This is a genomic window from Aureibacillus halotolerans (assembly GCF_004363045.1).
Taxonomy (GTDB): domain Bacteria; phylum Bacillota; class Bacilli; order Bacillales; family DSM-28697; genus Aureibacillus; species Aureibacillus halotolerans.
Genome location: NZ_SNYJ01000008.1, coordinates 1 through 21,792 on the forward strand (window position 1 = coordinate 1; position 21,792 = coordinate 21,792).

Genomic DNA, 21,792 nt, shown 5'->3' on the forward strand with positions numbered 1-21,792 from the left:
GTGTGTCGCAACTATCATTATACAGGTTTTGGGGAGGTGCTCTATTTTTTATGTGGTTTTACTCTTAGAGCCGTATGGGTTCGGAGTTATGAAATGGATTCAAGTGTATTCCTTATTACAGTAATTGCAATAGCTACAACCATTGTGAAAGCGGAGGCGAAAGTATTTTCCGATGTATCCAATTCGCATTGGGCCAATTCCAGCATTCAGAACGCAGTTGGTCAAGGCATTTTAAAAGGCTATGGCAATGGAACTTTTGGTCCAGATCGGGATATTACTCGTGCAGAGTTTGTCACTATCCTTACACGTATGATTGATGCGGAATCGAATAGCTCTAGCTATTCAGATGTTCAGGGTCATTGGGCTGAAGATGCGATTGCTAGCGCGAAGGCGTCAGGCATTGTTGGACATGCTTCAACATTCCGTCCTAATGCGTCGTTGTCTAGAAAAACAATGGCTGTTTGGGTGGCCAAAGCACTTGGAGTAGAAAACAGTTCGTACAATCAAGCGTTCGCAGACAGCAAGACTGCATTGCTTCCGTTTACGGATCACAAGCAGTTTAAAGGAGCAGACCAGCAAGGTGCAGCTGTCGCATTTGGTACAGGGATTATGAAAGGCTTTCCAGATGATAGCTTTAAGCCAGGGGAAACAACAACACGTGCAGAAGTGGCATCAGTTATTCAACGTTTTCAGAACGTTGTGAAGAAAAGTCCGGATTCATTCGATGATTTGAACGAATTAATTGAGGTTTCAATAACTGGTACAAATATAATTACAAGGGTCCCAGAGGCAAGCATAATAGGAGGGGAATTTGAAGAAGTAAGAGGGAAAGAGATTACATTGAAGAATAACATTGGTGTAGATCGTGTACTTATGAACATTTTTTTAACAGACGATAGTATTTACCGGAAAATGTTTCTAGATATTGAACTTGAGGGAACTCTACCTATTGCTATCTATAAAAATCATTTTACTACTGTTAGCGTCGATGATGAATGGTCATATGAGCTGTCTTACGGTAATGCTCTTGGTTTTTCAGGTTTTTTGGTTGGGGGAAGCAGAATAGATGAAAACCTCGCCGATCAATTTAATTATAAAACAAGACCGTTAGACATTTCCAACTTTTATAAAAAAAGTAAACAAAACACGTTTTGGACCATTAATTATCTAAGAGATGGTGGACGTTACTCTATTACTACTGACAATGGAAGCGAATTTGAAATTGCTTTATGACGTTAAAGAAAGTTTGTAAAAAATATAAGAATTCACAGCAACAACTCCAACAATAATTATAAGTAGTGGGATTGGCATAAACGCAGCTGATACCTCAAAACGATTTCTGACGGGACGACAAAGTAAGTTGAAGTCCATCTCTATTGCAAGTGAATGTAACAGTGACAGCGAGTTATGACGTTGAGCGTCCATATTCCTATAGGCAAATCAAAACGTTTGGTGTGTGGCATAAGATGATGCTGAAATAGAGAACTATGCGCTACCGATTGGTGTGATGCTCCGATTGTCTCTTACTGAAACAGCACAAACTTAGAAAATTACTGACCCTGAAGAAATTGAACAAGATGATTTGCGAAAATAATATGAATTAGCCCTATCTATTTCTAATTTGCGTGATTTTTAAATGTAAATTAACTATACAGTCCAAGAAACTAAGAAATGAAATTCAACTAAAAGCAGCCACTAGCGAGACTCCTGCGGGAATAGCGAGCTAAGCGAGACCCCGCAGAGCGCGCAAGCGATCGAGGAGGCTCGCAGTTCGCCCGCGGAAAGCGAGCGTATGGCAGCTTGCATATAAAAGTCCTCCATAATTCCTAATCCCTTTTTACATCTTTCAGCATGGATGCTTTTCAGTTCGCATAAAAATTCTGAAATTCATTCCCAGAATTCAGTTCATTGTGCTTGACGCACGTCACAAGATCAGTGAAAATATAATGCAGGATAGAAAAGGGGAGGAAAAAAACATGAAGGAAATGACAGCGAAAGAGCTCGAACAGACATTGGAGACTTCATCTTTTGTCGTTGTCGATGTTCGTGAAGATGAAGAAGTGGCTGAAGGAATCATTCCAGAGGCTTTGCATATAAGACTCTCAACGTTGCCTGAAAGAATTGAAGAGCTGGATAAGACAAAGGAAATTGTTTTTGTATGCCGCTCAGGGAAACGTAGCGCAATGGCAGCCGACTTTGCTGACAATCAAGGGTTTCAAACGACGAATATGGTAGGTGGCATGCTCGCTTGGGAAGGCCCTACCAAGACTCCGGAGAAATAAGATTGTGGAAGGGCTACTTTGGTGGTGCCTGTTCCTTATCTTAGGGATGATTATCCTATGGCGCTTTTGGATAGAGCCGTCTTTTCTAATGAAGCAGCTTGCGTTTGAATGCGCAGATCAAAGCAAATATTACGTCATTGACGTTCGGGACTTCATCTCATTTAATAAGGCTCCGTCCATAGTGACAAAAAACATCCCACTGTCGTATTTACCAAGAGAAATGAGAGAGGAAGCTCGTTGCTCAAAAGACATTGTGGTCATCGCAGATGATTTGCAAACGGCGAGGTCTGCCGTTCGAATCATTAAAAAACGTTATAAGAATAAAGTGTTTTACTCCATATTGCCTAAAGCGTCCCCTTGTTTATAAGCAGGGGGCGTTTTTTGCCGTCTTGAATGAGGTTTCTTTTCTTGCATTTTAGGTTATAGATATAGAGAAGCACGAAGACAACGAATTAATTTGGAGGAGATCATATGTCAACCGAACAAAGAGCGAAAGACGTTGCCGAACTAGAGCTACAAGTGAACAGACAATTGTCCAACCTGCATGTCCTCTATATTAAATTGCACCATTATCACTGGTATGTGAAGGGACCACATTTCTTCTCACTCCATGAGAAATTTGAAGATATGTACGATTCCACTAAAAATCATATTGATGAAATTGCAGAGCATATGTTGGCGATTAAAATGAAGCCATGTGCGTCGATGGACGAGTTTATGCGCAATGCGACAATTAAAGAAGCGAGTGGTCATGAGGCAGCTGATGAAATGGTTGAAACCATTTCAGATGATTTGTTTGCTATCGGTGAAGAGTCCAAGCAGCTCATTGAAAGCCTTGAAGAGCATCAAGAATTCGCCATCGCTGATGTATTCCATGCCATGCTCGAAGAATACAAAAAAGATGACTGGATGCTGCGCGCTTACTTAAATAAAGAGTAATCAACCAAAAAGACATCTTCCGCCCATTAAGGCAGAAGATGTCTTTTTTTATTATCCTTTGAGTGAAAACGCCACGCTTGCAAGCCTTCTGTGAAAATGTCTCTCCCTGTTGTAATGCTTCCTCTAAACTTGTCACCCTCATTTTGAAGAGAATTCATATTCGAAAGACTTCCAGATAAACGACTGAGTGAAAGGAATGATTTTGTGATAAAATACAAAGGTCTGCAAAATTTAACGTAGGGAGGTCTAGCATGGCAGTTTCGCGCTTATTGCGGGGCACTTTTTTATTGACTTCCGCCACATTTATCTCGAAATTTTTAGGTATGATTCTCGTTTTTCCACTAAACGCGCTCTTAGGTGAACAGGGCGGTGCATTATACTCTTATGCTTACATACCTTATTCCATCATGTTAAGTATTGCGACGATGGGAGTTCCTTTAGCTGTCTCGAAATTCATTTCGAAATACAATACGATAGGTGATTATCAAACGGGGAGACGATTGTTTCGTTCTGGTCTCAAGGTGATGGGTTTGACGGGCGTCATTTCTTTTCTTTTTCTCTTTATCATCGCGCCTTGGATTGCGCCCTTTGTCGTCAATGAAGGCTCCGTGCATGCCACCTCTGACGTGGTCAATGTGATTCGACTTGTGTCGACAGCGCTCATTATCGTACCAGCAATGAGCTTGATGAGAGGATTCTTTCAAGGCCATCAGTCTATGGGGCCATCAGCAGTGTCTACCGTTATTGAACAAATCATCCGCGTCGCCTTCATTGTGATTGGATGTTCCATTGCTTTGTATTGGTTCCAAAGTGATATGCAAACAGCTGTAGGCATAGCGACACTTGCTGCCTTTGTTGGAGCACTTGGTGGTCTCGTCACGTTAGTGTATTTTTGGAAAAAACGCAAAGATGGACTTAATGAGATGCTGACACAGAGCAAACCTCATCCGAAAAAACCGTTGGATGAAGTGTATCGAGAATTATTACGTTACGCGATACCCTTTGTGTTTGTTGGGCTTGCAGTGCCGTTGTTTCAGCTTGTTGATATGTTTACGTTTAATACAGCACTCGCTGTGTCTGGCTTCAGTGGCGACACGAGTGGGGCATTTTCAGCGTATACCCTTTACGGGCACAAGCTCATCATGATTCCAGTTTCACTCGCGACAGGCTTCGCGTTAACGTTAATTCCAACGGTAACGTCTGCTTATGTTGCAAAACGCACGACAGATGTACACAAATACATCACTCAAGCGTTACAGATCATTATCTTTCTTATCATGCCAGCCGCTCTAGGTTTGTCGATCCTAGCGAAGCCAGCCTATGCAGCATTTTTCGGCATTTCAGACCAATTTTCAGTGTACGCGTCTATTTTAGGTTGGTATGCGCCAGCCGCCTTGTTGTTTGCGCTCTTTACAATTACGACATCCATCTTACAAGGTGTCAATCGTCAAAGAGTTGCGATGTTAAGCTTAACGATAGGCTTTATCGTTAAATGCTTACTCACCTATCCGCTCATCCTTGTGCTCCAAGCGGATGGTGCACCGGTTGCCACAATGCTTGGATTTGGGTTTGCCGTGCTCTTTAATTTTTATGCCATACACCGCACAACAGGATATCCGTTCAAGCGCTTGAAAAGACGTTCATTATTGGTTTTTCTGATGTGCCTGTTCATGTGCCTTTGCGTTGGCATTTGGAGTGCTACGCTTCAAGTATGGTTGCCCATTGAAAACAATCGTTGGAATGCTGTTGTTGTTCTTGGGACAGGCGTACTAATCGGTGCGCTTATCTATGGATTAGTCGCTTTAAGAACAGGTTATGCAGAGAAGGTTTTTGGTCCAGGACTTATGAAAAAGCTTAGATTGAGAGCTTGACGATGTTTTATTACTAAGAGAGGGACCTTTCACTTATCGTAAGTAAAGGAGTAGCTCAATACAACTTCATCAGAAAAATAAAAAACAAGAAGTTCCGCAAGGTTGGGAACTTCTTGTTTATCGCTTTTTGCGCCTATGAAATTACGCAGAAATTTATTTAGCAACTGTCGCTTTGTGTCTTTCGGTGGTTGTCCAATGTCCGCGGCTAGGGCTGTGTACCAAATCATTATATGCCAATACATGCAGGTCTCTCTGGATCGTTCGTTGGGTAATCCCAAATTCGTCGACGAGCTCGCTAGTAGATACAGTACCGTTTTGGCGGATATAAATATAAATGGATTTCACTCGTGTTAACATCCGGCCGGTTGATGGATTCAAAGAACCACTCCTTCACACTTAATAAGCATGGGTGTCTGGATGGGGGACAGTGAAGTATAATTACCCTATGTTTATGCCACTACAAACATTTTACAACGAAAACTTAGTGAACAGTTGATTTTTCAAAACCTTTTACAAACATTTTACAACGATTCTTCTTTAAAAACAAACGCAAATGTCTGAGAGTCGTGTCAGTTACTGGAAATCAAATAAGTCACCAGATAAATAGCGCTCCCCTGTATCACAGGCAATAAACACAACGGTTTGTTCAGGGGTTAAGTTTTTCGCTACGGTTAATGCAGCAAAGCACGCAGCTCCACTTGATGGACCAACAAGAAGACCTTCTAACCGAGCGAGATCCCTTGCCGTTTTATAAGCGTCCTCATCCTTTAATCTGATGATAGAAGAGTAAACGTCTTGATTTAATATATCTGGAATAAATCCTGGACTTGTGCCAACAAGCTTATGCCTGCCTGGTTTTCCACCAGATAAAACTGGCGATCCATCAGGTTCTACGACGTGAATGGCAATGTCCGGAAAGGCTTTTTTCAACTCTTCGCCTGTCCCAGTAATGGTCCCGCCTGTGCCAGCAGTTGCAACAAAAGCATCTAATGGCTTGCCAAGCTCGTTCATCGCGTCGATAATTTCAGGAGCTGTTGACATTCTGTGGGCCTCAGGGTTGGCATCATTGCTAAATTGCATTGGCATAAAGCTGTTATCAATTTCTTTTACTAGCCGTTTTGCTTTTCGAATGGCGCCTGGCATTTTTTCATCCCCTGGTGTGAGAACAACGTCAGCACCGTAAGCCTTCAATAAATTAACGCGCTCTTGAGACATCGTGTCGGGCATCACAAGAATGGCTTTATAGCCACGTGCTGCTGCGTTCATCGCCAAGCCAATCCCGGTATTGCCACTTGTTGGTTCAATAATGGTTGCCCCAGGTTTGATTTGACCTTTTTCCTCAGCAGATTGTATCATTTGATAGGCTGCTCGATCTTTTACGCTTCCGCTTGGGTTCATCATCTCAAGTTTTGCGTAGACCGCAGCACCATCTTTTGGGCTGAGTTTATTCAGCTTAAGTAATGGTGTGTTTCCAATTAATTCAGCGATGTTATTTACAATGGTCAAACAATACACGTCCTTTGTCCTAAAATCCTATCGGTTTATTTTATCACAGGATTGGACATCAATGCATACCGAAGCATTTTATCCTGAAAGGAGGAGCTTACGGTGGCAGCTCATTATTTTATAGGGGCAAAAATCCCAACGTCCTTTTATGAACCTTTACGAAGCTTACAACAGCATTTGGCATCGCACGCAGTAATGAAGCAGTGGACGCATGAAGAGGATTTCCATCTCACTTTTGCATTTCTCGGGAGCGTGTCCCTAGAAAAACTTGACGAGATCAACGATGCACTGTTGTCGGTGTCGCAATTAAATTCGTCGGTGTGCATGCATTGGACAACCATTGCTTCATTCGGGAAAGAAAAACAGCCGCGAGTCGTCTATGCTGGTGTGGAAAAAACCGGGCCTTTGCTCCGATTGCACGCTGCTATAGAAAAGGCATTGCAAAAGACAGGGCGAACGCCAGAAAAACGAACCTTCACTCCGCATGTGACGTTAGCGAAACGATGGGCAGATCAAACCCAACAGGTAGAAAGTGATTTTTTAGGAAAACCAATCCATTTGCCCTCATGGTCGTTAGAGAAAATAACGATATTTGAAATTAAACCTTTATTTCTGCCAAAATATCATGTTTTAAATGACCTCCCTCTTCAAAAGATCGGTACATCGTACGAAATGTTAAATAGAGAATAAGGAGAAAGAAGGCGAAGCTATCATGGCTCAGCTCATTAAGCTACAAGATTTTGTTTCACGATACGAAAGTGATATGTTTAAATACCCTAGCCAATTCATTCGTCTGAAGCAACAGCGCTGGCGACATTTGAAAAACGCTCATCATAATCAAACTTTGGTGCACCCAGAAAACGATCAATCGTCACTGAAGGATTGGGGAATTGATGATGACAAAAAGGGTTGGCAAGATAGGGTGTTCCGTCTTTTCAAGAAGACAAAAGAGGTTGAAGAGAAGAGTCCTGAGCCATTTACAGGCACACTGCATGAAGTGAAATCCATGTTTTTGGAAGAGTTATTTTTGCACCAGCTAAAATGGGCAAGCTCAACAATGCTTGAAAAGTCGTATGGTGTGAACACGTATAAACGGGACAGCCAGCTTCAGTTTTGGCTACGTGATCTTCCAGACAATTATTTTGTTATGTATAAGCCAGTGATTCAATTGAATCAATCGGTTGTGGAACTCGATACGATCATTATTGGCCCAACCGATATTTACTGTGTCACAATGATTGAGGGAGAACACGGTGCTGTATATGAAACGACAGACGCTTCTTTTTGGATGGAAAATGGCAAAGAAGAGCTCAAAAGGCAAAATCCGATACAATCATTGCAGAGGATGGAGAAAGTACTAAAAACAATCTGTCCGGAAAAAGAACGTCAAATGAGCATAAAAAAAATCGTCTATTGTCCTTCAGGATTTATCGAGGCGTCTGAATCGATCTCTTTTGCCCAATACGTTGATCTGCGAAACGAAAAAGAGTGGCTTAAAAAGATGCAAAGCAATTCCACCCCATTAAAATATTCGCAGTTAAAAGTAGCTGAACGGTTGTTGTCTCAATGCCAAACGACGTCTGTGTATCGAAGTGAATGGGAAAGTGAGACAAAAGAAAAAACAAAATGATGCAAGCTCTGCTTTTCCCTTCTTAGGGTTTTTGATATAATAAGAAATGTTCTAGAATGGACGGTCATAAAAAAGCTCAAGCACTTGAAAATAGCTCAAAAAAGCCTTGTTGAACAGGCTTTTTTGCTCTCTATAAACTGTATGACAGTATGAAATCATCATTTGAACACCAAAAAAAGGATATTCAAATGTAAAAGTAGCGATCAGCATGACGCAAATGCATTGGAGAAATTGAGGGTGAAGTGGTTGGATGATATTTTAGGGAAAGAATGGGAAATAAAGCCTGCTGGCGGAGCAACTGGTGAAGCCTACTTTGCGCAATCCCATAACGAAAAATTGTTTTTAAAACGAAATTCCTCTCCTTTTCTTGCAGTGCTGTCAGCGGAAGGAATTGTTCCTAAGCTGATCTGGACGAAACGCTTAGAAAACGGTGATGTCGTCACAGCGCAGCGTTGGATGGACGGTCACGAGCTCAAAGCAAATGATATGACAAGCCATCGTGTTGCTCAATTGTTAAGCAAAATCCATCGCTCGACGGACTTGCTCAACATGCTCAAGCGCTTGGGAAAACAGCCGATGCACCCGACGGAAATGTGTGAGCACGCCATTCAGGCAACGCAGTTATACGGGAACGATATATTGGTACGCACTTCGATTGATTATTTGAGTGCTCGTGTTGAAAAGGTGCAGCTACATGTTGAAAAGGTTGTCTGTCACGGAGATGTCAATCACAACAATTGGTTGATGAGCGCAGCCGAGGAACTCTATCTGATTGATTGGGAAGGGGCAGTCGTTGCTGACCCCGCCCTGGACATAGGCATGATTTTACATTGGTATGTGCCTCAGGAGGAATGGACGACCTGGCTCGCACACTATGGAGAAGAGCTAACCCCAGACCTTGAGGAACGGATGAAATGGTATGTTGTCTATCAATCCGTTGTTTCGATGGTGTGGCACCGCGGTCGCAATGAAACGAGAGAAGAGCGCCATTGGACCCATATCCTTAAAACTTTATTGGTGCAGCTGCATTTGATCCAGTAAGGAGACCCAGTGGTTCAATTTATCCTCGTGTGATGTAATATGTGTCGCCTGATCCATCGAAGAAGCTCCCAATTCACTATAACTGAGCACGTCTCGTAATAGCGTCTGGCTTTCGGTCGGCATAGCCGTATCCTGAGCGAGACGTTTTGCGATGCGTTGAATTTGCGCATGTTCCGAAGAGGACGCAGCGTGATCCATTTGATGAGTGATTAAAATATCTCTAAGGATGCGGAGCTTGTCGTTTGCAGTAAGTGGCATCGTCCTTAAGCCTCCTTTACGTTTTAGTCTATTTATTGTGTGCAACATAGAACATGACAATCTGGCGCTTTTAGGGAATAGCCCCAGAATTCTTTTTGGAAGGACGTTTTTTAATGAGAATGAAACATAAGCCTTGGGCAGAATCCTATTTACAATCGCATCCTTCAATTGCCATCCAAGAACCAGAGCTGAGAAAAGGGAAATGGCTGCAAGCAGCTGGAAAAACCAAGCTTCACATTGAAATCGGCTCGGGGAAAGGCCAGTTTATTACACAGCTGGCAGCACAACACCCAGATTGGTTGTTTATCGCTGTCGAAAAGCACGAAAGTGTCGTCGTAAGTGTGTTACAAAAATGCATAGAACAAGGGCTGAACAACCTTTGTATTTTAAATGTAGACGCAGAACGCTTAACAGAGTGCTTTGCTGACAATGAGGTTGACGTTTTTTATTTGAATTTCTCAGATCCATGGCCAAAAAAAAGGCATATGAAGAGACGCCTAAGTCATGCGGGTTTTTTAAATCACTATGCCCAAATGCTTACGAATGAAGGACAATTGCAAATGAAAACAGATAATCAAGGGCTGTTCATTTTTTCGCTTGAGTCGTTTTCACAAAATGGTTGGGGAATGGAGGCCATATCTTTTGATCTTCATCATCAAATTGAAATGGATCCGACAATCGAAAATATTGAAACAGAGTACGAGGAAAAGTTTTCAGCGAAAGGTCAGCCGATATATACACTCACAGCGAAACCTTTAAGCAATCGGACAGAAACAGTCGAATAAAGCGCTTTTATATGATATGATAATTTCGTTCCGTGTTTTTGCAGAGTAGAAGTGGTTTAGGAGGGAATAGATGATGTTGAAAAAATGGGTAGGAAGCTTTATGACAGTTGCTGTTGTTTTGTTTGGACTGGCATTGCCACAGGCATCTGCCGCAGAAGCAAGTGAATATGCAGGTGAATTTTCCCAAGCAGCGAATACCTTCTTGCAAGAAGAGCATCCTCACTTTAAAAATGGTTCGCTCGAATTATTTGACCTGACAGTTATTGACGTGGAAGACCCTGAAGGAAATATTACAACATTGGTCGGCGCAAAGGTTAAATATCTGACGGTGCGCGACGAAGTTTTTGGTTTCACGCATGTGAACACAATGTTTTTTAACCCAACTGAAAATACAATTGCGGATAAAACAGTTGTAGGCGGGTTTGAGCCGGTATCAGCTTTCCAAGAGCAATACCGTGATGCTTCTGGAAAATTCATGCATTTTACTGCAATTTTACTTTATCTTTTAGCGCTTGTTGCAGTTCCGATTATCATTCTTGTCATCATGAAAAAACGCTATTCTTCGATGGAATTCGTTACTCAAAATGACGTTTACAAGCAGTCTACGACGTACCTATAAAAATCCAGCTCCCTCTAAAGTGAGGGGCTGGATTTTTTTGTAGATCATTTTTTACTGTGCTGCCTCATAGGGGGTTAGGACGAAGAGTTTTCCACTGTACACATCCATTTGAAAATGGAAATGATGAGCACCGTACGCATCGGTTGCCATGACACCAAGCTCCAATGTGGAAAGGGTGCGACCTTGTATGACGGTCGGGGAAGGTTGATTGACGATCCAAGAACCGCTTATTTCATAACCAAGGTCACGTACAAGGCGTTTTGCCCTCTCAAGAGCTTCAGCCTCTGTAATTTTCAAACTAAACAACGTCCCGACCAATACACGTACAGTGATTGCACCTAAGCATGCGCCCGCGATAAAGCTTATGCTTTTTTTGGACATCCGATCGCCTCCATTGGTCCACTATTTACAAAAGTATATCATACTTAATGGGCAGTAAGGAAAGCGTGTGCTCTCTTTTCAATAGGGGAGCACTCCGATACAATAGAGACAGAGCTTACATAAGGAAAGGTGTGGTTTGATGGAACAAAAAACAAAAGCATTGTTTAAAACATTAACCGAATTAAGAGGGGCTTCAGGGTTTGAACATGAGGTCCGTGCTTTTATGAGACAAGAGCTTGAAAAGGTTTCTGATCGTATTGAACAGGATCGTCTAGGAAGTATTTTTGGTGTGAAGGAAGGTCAGCCAAGTGAACCGACCGTTATGGTGGCGGGCCATATGGATGAGGTTGGCTTTATGGTGACAGGGATCACAGAGACGGGGATGATTCGTTTCCAAACGTTAGGTGGATGGTGGAGCCAAGTATTACTTGCTCAGCGAGTCGAAATCGTTACCACGAATGGCATTGTGCCAGGGGTCATCAGTTCTATTCCTCCGCATTTATTGGACGATGCAACAAGAAACAAACCAATGGATATTAAACAAATGCTAATTGATATAGGAGCCGATTCAAAAACGGATGCTGAAGCCATTGGTATCGTGCCGGGACAACAAATTGTTCCAACATGCCCTTTTACGGAAATGGCAAACCCTAAAAAGTGGATGGCCAAGGCATTTGACAATCGTTATGGGTGTGGACTCGCAATCGAGCTCATGCAAGCTCTTCAAAACGAAACATTACCCAACACGTTGTATGCGGGAGCGACAGTTCAGGAAGAGGTTGGCTTGAGAGGGGCAAAGACAGCAGCGAATATGATAAAGCCAGATGTCTTTTTTGCTCTAGATGCTTCCCCAGCCAATGACATGCCTGGAAGCAAGAAAGAATTTGGACACTTGGGTCAAGGAGCGTTATTGCGGATTTTTGACCGTTCAATGGTGACACATAAAGGTATTCGTGAGTTCGTTTTGGATACAGCAGAAAGTGAATCCATTCCATACCAGTATTTTGTTTCTCCAGGTGGTACAGATGCGGGCAGTGTCCATGTAAGCGGGAGTGGCGTTCCGTCGGCAGTCATTGGCATTTGTTCACGTTATATTCATACGTCCGCTTCGATTATCCACACGGATGATTATGAGGCAGCAAAAGCTTTAATCACTTCTCTCGTGAAAAAAATGGATGCAACGACTGTGGCTACACTGCATCAGGCTTAAAATAAGCTCCCCATGTGACTTGAGCACATGGGGAGCTTTAAAGTGTATGAAGACAAGAAAAAATGGTTGTCATCTATTCATTTGTATAGTCATTTGGCTTCGTAATGTAATGAAGCACTTCAGCCGCTTGATCAAAGGATTCAACGGTGACTTGAGCGTGATTTGAAACTTCCTTTAAAGCGTGATGTAATGAAGGGTCCCGAACAAGAAGCACTGGTTTTCCTAGTCCAAAGGCAACACCGCAGTCAGAAGCAGTGTTCCATTGTTTATAGCTTGAGCCGAAATAAGCGACGACCACATCTGCCTTTGCTAGTAACACTTTTGTGCGGAGATTATTAATTGATGAAGCTGCTTCATCAGACGAAATGCTGTCAGGTTGTTTCCCCTTGATTTGTTCTCCAATTTGATCAGACATGGAATGTTGTTCAATTGGACCAAAGGCATTTATGTTTACCCCCTTCTTACGGCAAACCGTATAGAATTCTTCCTGCCACGGGTCATGAATTTGTCCAGCTAAATACACTTGAATGGTCATTAAATACAACTCCTTTTTGGTTTCTCTTCCTATAATTCCCGATATGGATACCGACAAATCCCCCCAAATGTTCTTTCTATTTGTCGAAAATCTATGTGGGTTTTTTGAACGTTTATCCAGCCATCAAGGTCATATACATTTAAAATGTAGAAAGGAGATCCAATGCATGAACGTTATTTCAAAAGGGGTATTCACCTTATGCATATTCAGTTGTTTATTGTTAGCCGCGTGCTCTGTATCAGAAGAGGATGCTCTCCAGTCGTTTGAAGACACTATACAGAATGCGGTTGAATCCCCTGTGCAAGAAGTCAATTATACAACGGATTCAATGTCTTTTTATAAGCCTGAAGCTTTTAGCGTAAATGAAGAAGATCAATACAATGTCGTATTGGAAGATGCCGGTCAACTGTTCATTCTGTTTGCCAATCCTTTTTCAGTTGAAAGTAACACGAAAGTGAATGAGCAAGCTGATTTTTATTCAGATTCAATAAAGGTACCTCAGTCAGAAACCGAGTTAAAAGTAAACGTGATAAAAGAGGACGACACGTACTTGGTTACATTCCAGCATGGCGACATGAAAATTTCTACAGAAACGAATAACCCAGGAGATCTCTCGAAGTATGCAGAACAAATGATTTCCATCATCAAGTCATCAAAGTATTTATAAGCGTACGTTACGCTTCTCTACAAGAGTTCATCGAGTAGGGAAGTTTTTTTGCAACCGTTTAAATGTACAAAAATTTCCGTTCTAGGGAACGCAAGGCAGTGTGAATTGACGTTAGAATTTGGTGAGCAAACTCCCTTAAGTGTCTTTACTTTTGACTATACATCCACTACCATAAGGAAGGGTAAAAGAGGGGTGGGAGAGCGCATGAAGGCGTTTTTAGAACGAAAAGGAATTCAACTTTCGGCGAAGGTGTATTTTATTGACGCATTATCTGCGATGGCGATCGGTTTGTTTTCTACGCTCATTATTGGATTAATTGTTAAAACGATTGGTGAATATAGCAAGCTTGATGGGCTTATCACAATGGGAGAAATGGGAATGGCGCTCATGGGGCCTGGGATCGCTGTAGCGGTGGCTTACGGGCTGAAAGCGCCGCCTTTAGTGCTAATTAGTGCATTGGCTGCTGGACAGGCCGCGGTGACAAATGGAGCGGGTCCAGCAGGTGCCTTTATTGCCGCGATCATCGCTGTTGAACTTGGCAAGATCGTGAGTGGCGAGACGAAGCTTGATATCATCCTAACCCCGTTCGTGACATTGACTGCTGGTTTTACAAGTGCTCTGTTTATTGCACCACCTATTGCTCAGCTGATGTCAACGATCGGGCAAGTCATTACGTGGTCCACAGCGCAGCAGCCTTTATTGATGGGGATCTTGGTCGCCGTTTTAATGGGGCTTGCGCTAACCGCACCAATTTCAAGTCTAGCCATTGCGATCATGCTGGACTTAAGTGGTATAGCTGCGGGGGCTGCAACGATTGGTTGTTGTGCCCAAATGATTGGGTTCGCAGCGAGCAGTTTTCGTGAAAATGGTTGGGCAGGATTTGTCGCCCAAGGGATTGGGACGTCAATGCTGCAAATGCCCAATATCATCAAACGGCCTGCAATTCTTATTCCACCAACTGTAGCTGGGGCAATTCTGGCTCCGATCGCTTCGGTTTGGCTTAGAATGACAAACAATGCGGCAGGAGCGGGAATGGGCACTAGTGGCCTCATTGGCCCGATGATGACCTTGCAAACGATGGGGGCCTCACCATCTGTCATCCTTTCTGTCGTGCTGCTCCATTTTGTTTTACCGGCTTTAATTGCTTTCTTACTTTCCGAATGGTTGAGAAAAATCGGCTGGATTCGATTTGGGGACCAAAGCCTATATTCCACAAAGCAGTCCTAGTGCCTCATCAGGTAATGTAGATCTTATTCTATTTAGAAAACGTGATCTCTTACAAATGCCCATTTTGAAACCATTTTCTCTAGGCAAACGGCTATACATGCGTGTTCAGCCTGAAGGGCACAAGGGCATCATCGACTCAAAAAGACTTCGTCGTGTTTTCATTGCCGCTGGAGTCTAGTTTCACTTCATTCCTTTACCATAATTTTTGTGTAAAAGGCACCAGATGATCTACCTTGAAAGATTGCATTTACTTGCTTTATTTGGTTGCCACAGAGCTTTTTCCCCTCTATACGAGACCAAGCCACATTAAAACAATGTAGACAGAAACAAACATCAGCGTAGTCAACAGACGTAGACTCTAGTGGGATCAGCGCGAGCTGAAGATCCCCTCGGAAAGCAAGATTCCGAGGAAGCTGAAGCCGTGCCCCACAGAAAGCGAAGTTTGTTGACGGAGCGATTCATAAAGACCTCGTCGTGTTTTCATTGCTGCTGGAGTCTCACTAGTTACCGTTTTTGGTTATTGTTAAGAACGAATGATATGAGATAGACCTTGTTAATTCAATTTCGACCATGACCAACTAAGTAGTGGAAAGCGCACTAGCTAAATAATTGAAGAGTGAAAGCAAGATAGATTCACAAGTAGGCTAACTTTCATAAAGTGAATTGTATTAATGCCCCCCTTCTGCGAAATGGCGGGGCTTTTTTTGTCTAATTCTAGCTCGCTGAAACTCCGATGTACCAGGGGAAATAAACCATTTCCGCCTTTCCATGCGTGACATGGTTTGTAGAAGAAGCATATGAAAAGCACCTCAATTGAGATTAAATCAAGCATGAGTTTTAATTGATCCTCGCGATCTGATACAATAAGAGAATGAGCAAAATACATAAGGGGGATTTCTGTTGCCGAAAAAAATGACAGTCTCCGCCATGCGGAAAAAAATAGAAGCAGCTTTTCAAACAATGCCAGGGATTGAATGTACTTTTGATTCAGAGAAGAGTTCTTTACGTATTCAATGGGCCGAAACAAAAAAAGGGGTCGATCTAGCCCTTTCTCCAGTGCTTGCGAAATGGGAGCGGCGTCAAGATGCAGCATTTGACGAGGTCGTTTTTCATATAAAAGAAACCTTAAATGCGATGAATGAGATTCAAACATTGCAGGGCAAAGAAAAACATGTCTTTCCAGTGATCCGTGCTACCTCGTTTCCATCAGAAACAAAAGATGGCGTTGCGCTCGTTTCAAAGCCTCACACAGCAGAAACGCGAATTTATTATGCGTTAGACTTGGGGAATAGTTATCGTCTCATTGATGTACCATTGTTAAAAGAAGAAGGCTGGAGCGAAGGACAATTGCATGAGATGGCGTTGTTCAACATCCGCTCTTTGGACACAACACTTAAGGAAGAAACAGTAGCAGGCAATCGTTTTTCGTTTCTGAATACGAAAGATGGCTATGATGCAGGGCGTATTTTAAACGAATCCTTCCTTGAACACTACGCAAGTACATGTGCTGGAGTGATGGCGGTTGCTGTTCCACATCAAGATGTTTTGATCTTGGCGGACATAAACAATGATCAAGGGTACGATATTCTTGGACAGATGGGAATGTCGTTTTTTGCGGATGGATATATTCCGATTACAGCCCTGCCGTTCATTTATGAGAACAAAGAACTTGAACCCATTTTCATTTTGGCAAAAAAACGACCTATACAGGAAAGAAATGAGGAAAAGTAAATGAATGCATATTATAACGAGATTGGCATAGGGGATGTACTCCTACTTGTCATTAAAGAAAGTGAAACTGAGGAGACGACCGTAGAGCGCCGAGGTGATGTCGCTGTGCTTAAGAATGCTGAAACAAAGGAGACGATTGGCTGGAACTTGTTTCATGTGAGCAAGCAACTGCACCTCACTGGGAATGGTCGTATTGATTTGCAAGAAGCCCAGGTAGATACGCTACAGTCATTGCTTAAAAAAGAAGGCTTTGATGAAGTGTTGCCAAAAGCGAGTGCGGCTTTTGTTATCGGACATGTTGAGTCATGTGAGAAGCACCCGAATGCTGACAAGCTAAATATTTGTCAGGTAAACGTAGGCAGCGAGACACTGCAAATTGTATGTGGGGCGGCGAATATCGCTGCCAATCAAACTGTCGTCGTTGCTCAAGTCGGTGCCATTATGCCTGGTGGGATGTTAATCACATCATCAGACCTTCGTGGAGTGGCATCCTCTGGGATGATTTGCTCCGCTCGAGAGCTCGCTTTGCCTAACGCAGACAATGAAAAAGGAATCCTTGTCCTAGATGGTGAAAAGTATAAGGCAGGCGACGTTTATACTGTAAGGAAGTAAACGAGTATAATCGGCCTCCTACCTCATGTCTATTGGAAATAATGAAGGGATGAGTGCAACGTGAGCAATTGGTTTAAACGTTTCTTTGAAAAAGAAGATGTTGATGACGTCCATTTAGAAATGCCTAATGAGCAAAAAAAGTACCGTAAGGATGAATTCAAGGCAAGAGTGACATTTCAATACCCACAAGGGCAATTTCGCTTCCCCGTTATTCCTGATCGTGCTTCGAGAGGATCCCAACGTTCAAACTCGGAAACAGCGCCACCACCAAAGGTTGAACGAAGCGAAAAGCCGACTAAGGAGACAAAGCCTTCATCTGTAGTAGGACCTAAATCATCAGGAACTAAAAAGCCATTTCAACCAACGGATGTGCCTTCGCCTATTTATGGTTTTAAGCAGCGTAAGTCATCGGAAGAAATAGAGCACAAGAAGGACGAAATTGTCCCTTTCCCTTCAGCACGAAGAAGAAAGCTGAAGCGTTTTAGTGAACTGGAGGTGGAGGCGGAACATAGTCGACCAATCACAAAAACAGAAGCGCCACAACCAGTAACTCAAGACACGTCGCTTAACTTAGTCGTCCCTGTGAAGAGGAAAAATGACAGTGCCGACCAAGCTCCTGAAAAAGAGACGGTGTCACCTGCTCAACAACCTAATATTTACGAGCAAAAGGCGTCCGACGAAGTAGAAAAGATGGACAGTGAACAAAAAGAAGAGAATCGTACGCCTGCTCCTGTCATCGAAGAAAAGCCCATTCAAAAACAGGTGGAGCCGATTTCTCGACGCAAAAAAAGCGCATCGGATGATGATCGTAAAGCAGAGAGAGATGAAGACGCGTCTGTTGTGCCATTTAATGTCGTCATGTTAAATCGTGATAAGCAACAGCTTAAAGATGGCAAACAGCTTGGATCATATCAGCATCCTTCACTCCAGCTGTTAAATGTTCCACCAAGACAAAGCGATGTGGAAGATGAATGGGTTCAACACAGCAGTGAGGTACTTAACGCTACACTGGCTAATTTTAATGTTGAAGCGACTGTAGTTGACTCAACGCAAGGCCCAACCGTTACACGCTTTGAAATTCAACCTTCACCTGGTGTAAAGGTGAATAAGGTGACAAATCTCCAGGATGACCTCAAGCTCAGCCTGGCCGCTAAGGACATTCGGATCGAAGCGCCAATCCCTGGGAAAAGTACGATTGGTATTGAAGTACCAAATCGATCGCCAAGGGCTGTGCTCATTCGAGAGATTTTAAGAACACCCGAGTTTTTAAAGCACTCGTCTCCGCTAGCCGTTGCGCTAGGCTTGGACATTGCTGGTCAGCCAATCGTGACAGATCTTCACCGAATGCCTCATGGGTTGATCGCTGGCGCAACTGGCTCGGGAAAAAGTGTTTGTATTAATGCCATCCTGATTAGTTTGTTATACAAGGCAACACCTGATGAAGTACGTTTAATGCTTATCGATCCGAAAATTGTCGAGCTTGCTCCGTACAATGAAGTACCACATCTTGTCTCGCCAGTCATTACGGACGTGAAGGCTGCAACTGCGGCACTGAAGTGGGCAGTAGAAGAGATGGAGGAACGGTACACGACCTTTGCTGAGAACGGCGTCAGAGACATTTCACGCTACAATGAAAAATTCGCAGGTCAAAAGCCACGTATGCCATACCTCGTTATCGTCATTGACGAGCTCGCTGATCTAATGATGGCAGCCCCACAGGACGTTGAAGAAGCGATTGCACGAATTGCTCAAAAAGCACGCGCTTGTGGAATTCACCTTTTAGTGGCAACGCAACGTCCTTCTGTAGATGTCATCACTGGTCTGATCAAGGCAAACATTCCGACAAGAATCGCCTTTTCGGTTTCCTCGCAAATCGATTCACGTACGATTTTAGATGGGAGCGGTGCAGAACGATTGCTTGGAAAAGGGGACATGCTTTTCCTTGAAAATGGTTCATCAAAACCTTTCCGCTTGCAGGGCCTCTACGTTTCTGACGATGAAATTGACGAGGTTGTCACACATGTAAAGAAGCAGGCTGAGGTAAATTATCTGTTTAACCAAAAGGAATTGATTGAGAAGTCTGTGTCGATAGAGGCAGAAGATGACTTGTTTGAGGAAGCGTGCTTATATGTTCTGGAACAAAACAGTGCATCAGCATCTGCCCTTCAGCGCCGATTTCGCATCGGATACAATCGCGCTGCAAGACTCATTGATATGATGGAAGAGAAAGGCATTATTTCGGGGAATAAGGGCAGTAAACCGAGAGATTTGCTCGTGACAAGTGATCAGCTTAATTCCTATTTTTAGACCGCTCCGGCGGTTTTTTTTGTGCAATTAAATATGGATGAACTAGGCGTTGCGTAGCGAAAGGATAGAATTAGAAGACATCTGACAGCAATTTGGTTTGGCATCTATCATCAAGACTGGTATGATATGAGCAGTGTGTGTATTGGACTAAAGTCGGAGACGACCAATACGTACGAAGTTCCATTCATCATCAACACTATGTGCTTTTAACCAAATACATTTTATGTTCATATACTGTTACTGACTTTGACTGATATGTGCTATGGAGGTTTTATTATGTCATTTTATCATTTTATCGGCATTAAAGGGACTGGGATGAGCGCCCTCGCCCAAATTTTACACGATATGGGCCACACGGTTCAGGGATCAGATATTGAGAAAACGATCTTTACCCAGACGGCACTTGAAGAACGAGGAATCTCCATCTTGCCTTTTTCAAAGAATAACATCCATAAAAATGAAGTGGTCATCGCTGGGAATGCATTCCCTAATGATCATGAAGAAATTCAAGAAGCAAAAACCTTTGGCGTGTCTGTTGAGAGATATCATCATTTCCTAGGCAAATTTATTGAACAGTATGCAAGTGTTGCTGTTACTGGGTCACATGGGAAAACATCAACAACAGGTCTATTAAGTCATGTGTTAGAAGCGGCTAAACCGACCTCTTACCTAATAGGGGATGGCACTGGGAAGGGTGCAGAAGACAGCCGTTATTTTGTGTTTGAAGCATGTGAATACAAACGCCACTTTCTTTCCTATTCACCTGACTATGCCATCATTACCAATATTGATTTTGATCACCCTGATTACTTCAAGGATCTAGAGGATGTCAAACAGGCATTTCAAGAGATGGCTCAAAAAGTGAAGAAATGTGTCATCGCTTGTGGGGATGATGAACATCTGCAAACGATTCAGCCTCAGGTGCCCGTCGTCTATTATGGGTTAGGTGAAGACAACGACATTCAGGCGAGACAAATCACTTCGACGCCTGATGGAACATCGTTTGAGGTGTATTGTCGCAATGATTTCTACGGTCATTTTTTAATCCCTTCCTTTGGAGATCACCATGTACTTAATGCCCTTGCGGTGATTACACTGTGTCACTACGAGAACATCGCGGTTGAGCTCGTCCAAGCACAGTTGAAAACATTTAGAGGGGTCAAGCGTCGTTTCACAGAACGTGTATGGCGCGATCAAATCATTATCGATGATTATGCGCACCACCCAACTGAAATTAAAGCAACGCTTTCTTCTGCACATAAAAAATATAAGGATCGTGATATCGTGGCGATTTTTCAGCCACACACGTTTACAAGAACAAAAACGTTCCTTAAAGAGTTCGCTGAAAGCTTAAAGGACGCTGATTACATCTATCTATGCAATATTTTTGGTTCCGCTCGAGAAACAGGGCATGCGTTAAAGATTGAGGAACTAAAGGCATTGCTCCCTAATTCTGTCTTGTTACAAGAGGAAGAGGTCGCTGTGTTGGCACAACATCAGAAGGCCGTGCTTTTGTTTATGGGGGCAGGAGACATCCAAAAATATGAAGAGGCGTATATGACGTCTCAACCAACTGAGGCTGACGTCGTCAATGACTGATGTCTCAGTGATTGTTTGCGATTTATGGAGGATTCTTAGAGAAAAATGTGGAATAGTATTAGTGAAGCCATGTTTTACCTTCAAAGATTAGGGGTAAACTCTCTAGGACTTCTACGAAATTTTTAAAACTGCACGGAGGTGAATTACCCGATGGACAGCATTTTATACTGGAGTATTGCATTAATTGCAGTTGCATTCGCTGTATTGGTCATTTTCCTTATTCGTACGCTTATTTCGTTACGAAAAACATTGGAGAACACGGCTTCTACACTGGATAGTTTAGAAACACAATTGCAAGGCGTTACAAAGGAATCAACGCAACTGTTACATAAAACAAATGCTTTGGCAGAGGATGTACAACAAAAGTCCGCTGCCCTCAATGGTGTTGTTGATTCAATCAAAGGCATTGGTGATACAATTCAACGATTAAACACGTCAGTTCGTCGTATCTCAGACGATATTGGACATCGTGCTGAAAATCGTAGTGAGCAAGTGTCCCAAGCTGTTGAGTGGTCACAAGCTGCCATGGACATTTGGTCCAAATGGAAGCATAGAAAAGACTTAGATAAGCAACCACAAAGATAACTTAAGG

At 42.9% G+C, this 21,792-nt stretch carries 23 protein-coding genes; 18 read left to right on the forward strand and 5 right to left on the reverse strand.

Annotated elements, in window-relative coordinates; all coding sequences use genetic code 11:
* From EV213_RS10540 to EV213_RS10560, 5 genes are all read left to right on the forward strand, one after another.
* On the forward strand, positions 1–1,233 hold a 1,233-nt coding region (locus EV213_RS10540; RefSeq protein WP_208112744.1), incomplete at its 5' end, for an S-layer homology domain-containing protein.
* A 743-nt stretch (positions 1,234–1,976) separates the two neighbouring features.
* Positions 1,977–2,282, forward strand: a complete 306-nt coding sequence (locus EV213_RS10545; protein WP_133580503.1) for a rhodanese-like domain-containing protein — start codon at positions 1,977–1,979, stop codon at positions 2,280–2,282.
* 4 nt (positions 2,283–2,286) lie between these two features.
* Complete coding sequence (locus EV213_RS10550) at positions 2,287–2,649, forward strand: rhodanese-like domain-containing protein (protein WP_133580504.1); 363 nt, start codon at positions 2,287–2,289, stop codon at positions 2,647–2,649.
* Between the two features lie 104 nt (positions 2,650–2,753).
* Positions 2,754–3,221, forward strand: coding sequence for a Dps family protein (locus tag EV213_RS10555; protein ID WP_133580505.1), 468 nt, complete (start codon positions 2,754–2,756; stop codon positions 3,219–3,221).
* A 251-nt stretch (positions 3,222–3,472) separates the two neighbouring features.
* Entirely contained in the window at positions 3,473–5,092 is a 1,620-nt protein-coding gene (locus EV213_RS10560) for a putative polysaccharide biosynthesis protein (RefSeq protein WP_133580506.1), read from the forward strand.
* Positions 5,093–5,245: 153 nt separating this feature from the next.
* Here the strand turns inward: EV213_RS10560 and EV213_RS10565 are convergent, their stop codons facing one another.
* Entirely contained in the window at positions 5,246–5,470 is a 225-nt protein-coding gene (locus EV213_RS10565; protein WP_133580507.1) for a DeoR family transcriptional regulator, read from the reverse strand.
* Between the two features lie 195 nt (positions 5,471–5,665).
* Positions 5,666–6,598, reverse strand: coding sequence for a cysteine synthase A (gene cysK, locus EV213_RS10570; protein WP_133580508.1), 933 nt, complete (start codon positions 6,596–6,598; stop codon positions 5,666–5,668).
* A 102-nt stretch (positions 6,599–6,700) separates the two neighbouring features.
* On the opposite strand from cysK, the gene thpR reads away from it, so the two are divergent.
* From thpR to EV213_RS10585, 3 genes are all read left to right on the forward strand, one after another.
* Positions 6,701–7,288, forward strand: coding sequence for an RNA 2',3'-cyclic phosphodiesterase (thpR, locus tag EV213_RS10575; RefSeq protein WP_133580509.1), 588 nt, complete (start codon positions 6,701–6,703; stop codon positions 7,286–7,288).
* Between the two features lie 22 nt (positions 7,289–7,310).
* Positions 7,311–8,228, forward strand: a complete 918-nt coding sequence (locus EV213_RS10580) for a nuclease-related domain-containing protein (RefSeq protein ID WP_133580510.1) — start codon at positions 7,311–7,313, stop codon at positions 8,226–8,228.
* A gap of 246 nt (positions 8,229–8,474) precedes the next feature.
* Positions 8,475–9,269 carry a phosphotransferase gene (locus EV213_RS10585; protein WP_133580682.1) on the forward strand — a complete coding sequence of 265 codons (795 nt, stop codon included), beginning with the start codon at positions 8,475–8,477 and terminating at the stop codon, positions 9,267–9,269.
* Here EV213_RS10585 and EV213_RS10590 read toward each other — a convergent pair.
* A complete protein-coding gene (locus EV213_RS10590; protein WP_166639256.1) occupies positions 9,240–9,527 on the reverse strand; it encodes a YtzH-like family protein in 288 nt (95 codons plus the stop codon). The genes EV213_RS10585 and EV213_RS10590 overlap by 30 nt on opposite strands.
* A 113-nt stretch (positions 9,528–9,640) precedes the next feature.
* Here EV213_RS10590 and trmB point away from each other — a divergent pair, with 113 nt between their 5' ends.
* Positions 9,641–10,312 carry a tRNA (guanosine(46)-N7)-methyltransferase TrmB gene (gene trmB, locus EV213_RS10595; protein WP_133580512.1) on the forward strand — a complete coding sequence of 224 codons (672 nt, stop codon included), beginning with the start codon at positions 9,641–9,643 and terminating at the stop codon, positions 10,310–10,312.
* A gap of 70 nt (positions 10,313–10,382) precedes the next feature.
* On the forward strand, positions 10,383–10,931 hold the full coding sequence (locus EV213_RS10600; RefSeq protein WP_133580513.1) for a hypothetical protein: 549 nt from the start codon (positions 10,383–10,385) through the stop codon (positions 10,929–10,931).
* Between the two features lie 51 nt (positions 10,932–10,982).
* On the opposite strand, the gene EV213_RS10605 is transcribed toward EV213_RS10600, so the two are convergent.
* Complete coding sequence (locus tag EV213_RS10605) at positions 10,983–11,312, reverse strand: hypothetical protein (protein ID WP_133580514.1); 330 nt, start codon at positions 11,310–11,312, stop codon at positions 10,983–10,985.
* Between the two features lie 139 nt (positions 11,313–11,451).
* On the opposite strand from EV213_RS10605, the gene EV213_RS10610 reads away from it, so the two are divergent.
* Positions 11,452–12,522, forward strand: coding sequence for a M42 family metallopeptidase (locus EV213_RS10610; RefSeq protein WP_133580515.1), 1,071 nt, complete (start codon positions 11,452–11,454; stop codon positions 12,520–12,522).
* Between the two features lie 73 nt (positions 12,523–12,595).
* Here the strand turns inward: EV213_RS10610 and EV213_RS10615 are convergent, their stop codons facing one another.
* Positions 12,596–13,057 (reverse strand): YtoQ family protein, encoded by a 462-nt coding sequence (locus EV213_RS10615; protein ID WP_133580516.1) that lies wholly within the window; start codon positions 13,055–13,057, stop codon positions 12,596–12,598.
* 166 nt (positions 13,058–13,223) lie between these two features.
* Between EV213_RS10615 and EV213_RS10620 the strand changes: the two genes are divergently transcribed.
* The 7 genes from EV213_RS10620 to EV213_RS10650 all read left to right on the forward strand — a co-directional run bounded on the left by EV213_RS10620 (position 13,224) and on the right by EV213_RS10650 (position 21,785).
* On the forward strand, positions 13,224–13,724 hold the full coding sequence (locus tag EV213_RS10620) for a hypothetical protein (protein ID WP_133580517.1): 501 nt from the start codon (positions 13,224–13,226) through the stop codon (positions 13,722–13,724).
* A gap of 204 nt (positions 13,725–13,928) precedes the next feature.
* Complete coding sequence (locus EV213_RS10625) at positions 13,929–14,951, forward strand: PTS sugar transporter subunit IIC (protein WP_133580518.1); 1,023 nt, start codon at positions 13,929–13,931, stop codon at positions 14,949–14,951.
* A 912-nt stretch (positions 14,952–15,863) separates the two neighbouring features.
* Positions 15,864–16,682: a DUF1444 domain-containing protein gene (locus tag EV213_RS10630; RefSeq protein WP_133580683.1), complete on the forward strand. Its 819-nt coding sequence runs from the start codon at positions 15,864–15,866 to the stop codon at positions 16,680–16,682.
* Positions 16,683–17,294, forward strand: a complete 612-nt coding sequence (ytpR, locus tag EV213_RS10635) for a YtpR family tRNA-binding protein (RefSeq protein WP_133580519.1) — start codon at positions 16,683–16,685, stop codon at positions 17,292–17,294.
* A gap of 60 nt (positions 17,295–17,354) precedes the next feature.
* Positions 17,355–19,601 (forward strand): DNA translocase FtsK, encoded by a 2,247-nt coding sequence (locus tag EV213_RS10640; protein ID WP_243740066.1) that lies wholly within the window; start codon positions 17,355–17,357, stop codon positions 19,599–19,601.
* Between the two features lie 276 nt (positions 19,602–19,877).
* On the forward strand, positions 19,878–21,200 hold the full coding sequence (gene murC, locus EV213_RS10645; RefSeq protein WP_133580520.1) for a UDP-N-acetylmuramate--L-alanine ligase: 1,323 nt from the start codon (positions 19,878–19,880) through the stop codon (positions 21,198–21,200).
* Between the two features lie 150 nt (positions 21,201–21,350).
* Positions 21,351–21,785 carry a DUF948 domain-containing protein gene (locus tag EV213_RS10650; RefSeq protein ID WP_133580521.1) on the forward strand — a complete coding sequence of 145 codons (435 nt, stop codon included), beginning with the start codon at positions 21,351–21,353 and terminating at the stop codon, positions 21,783–21,785.
* Positions 21,786–21,792: the final 7 nt, after the last annotated feature.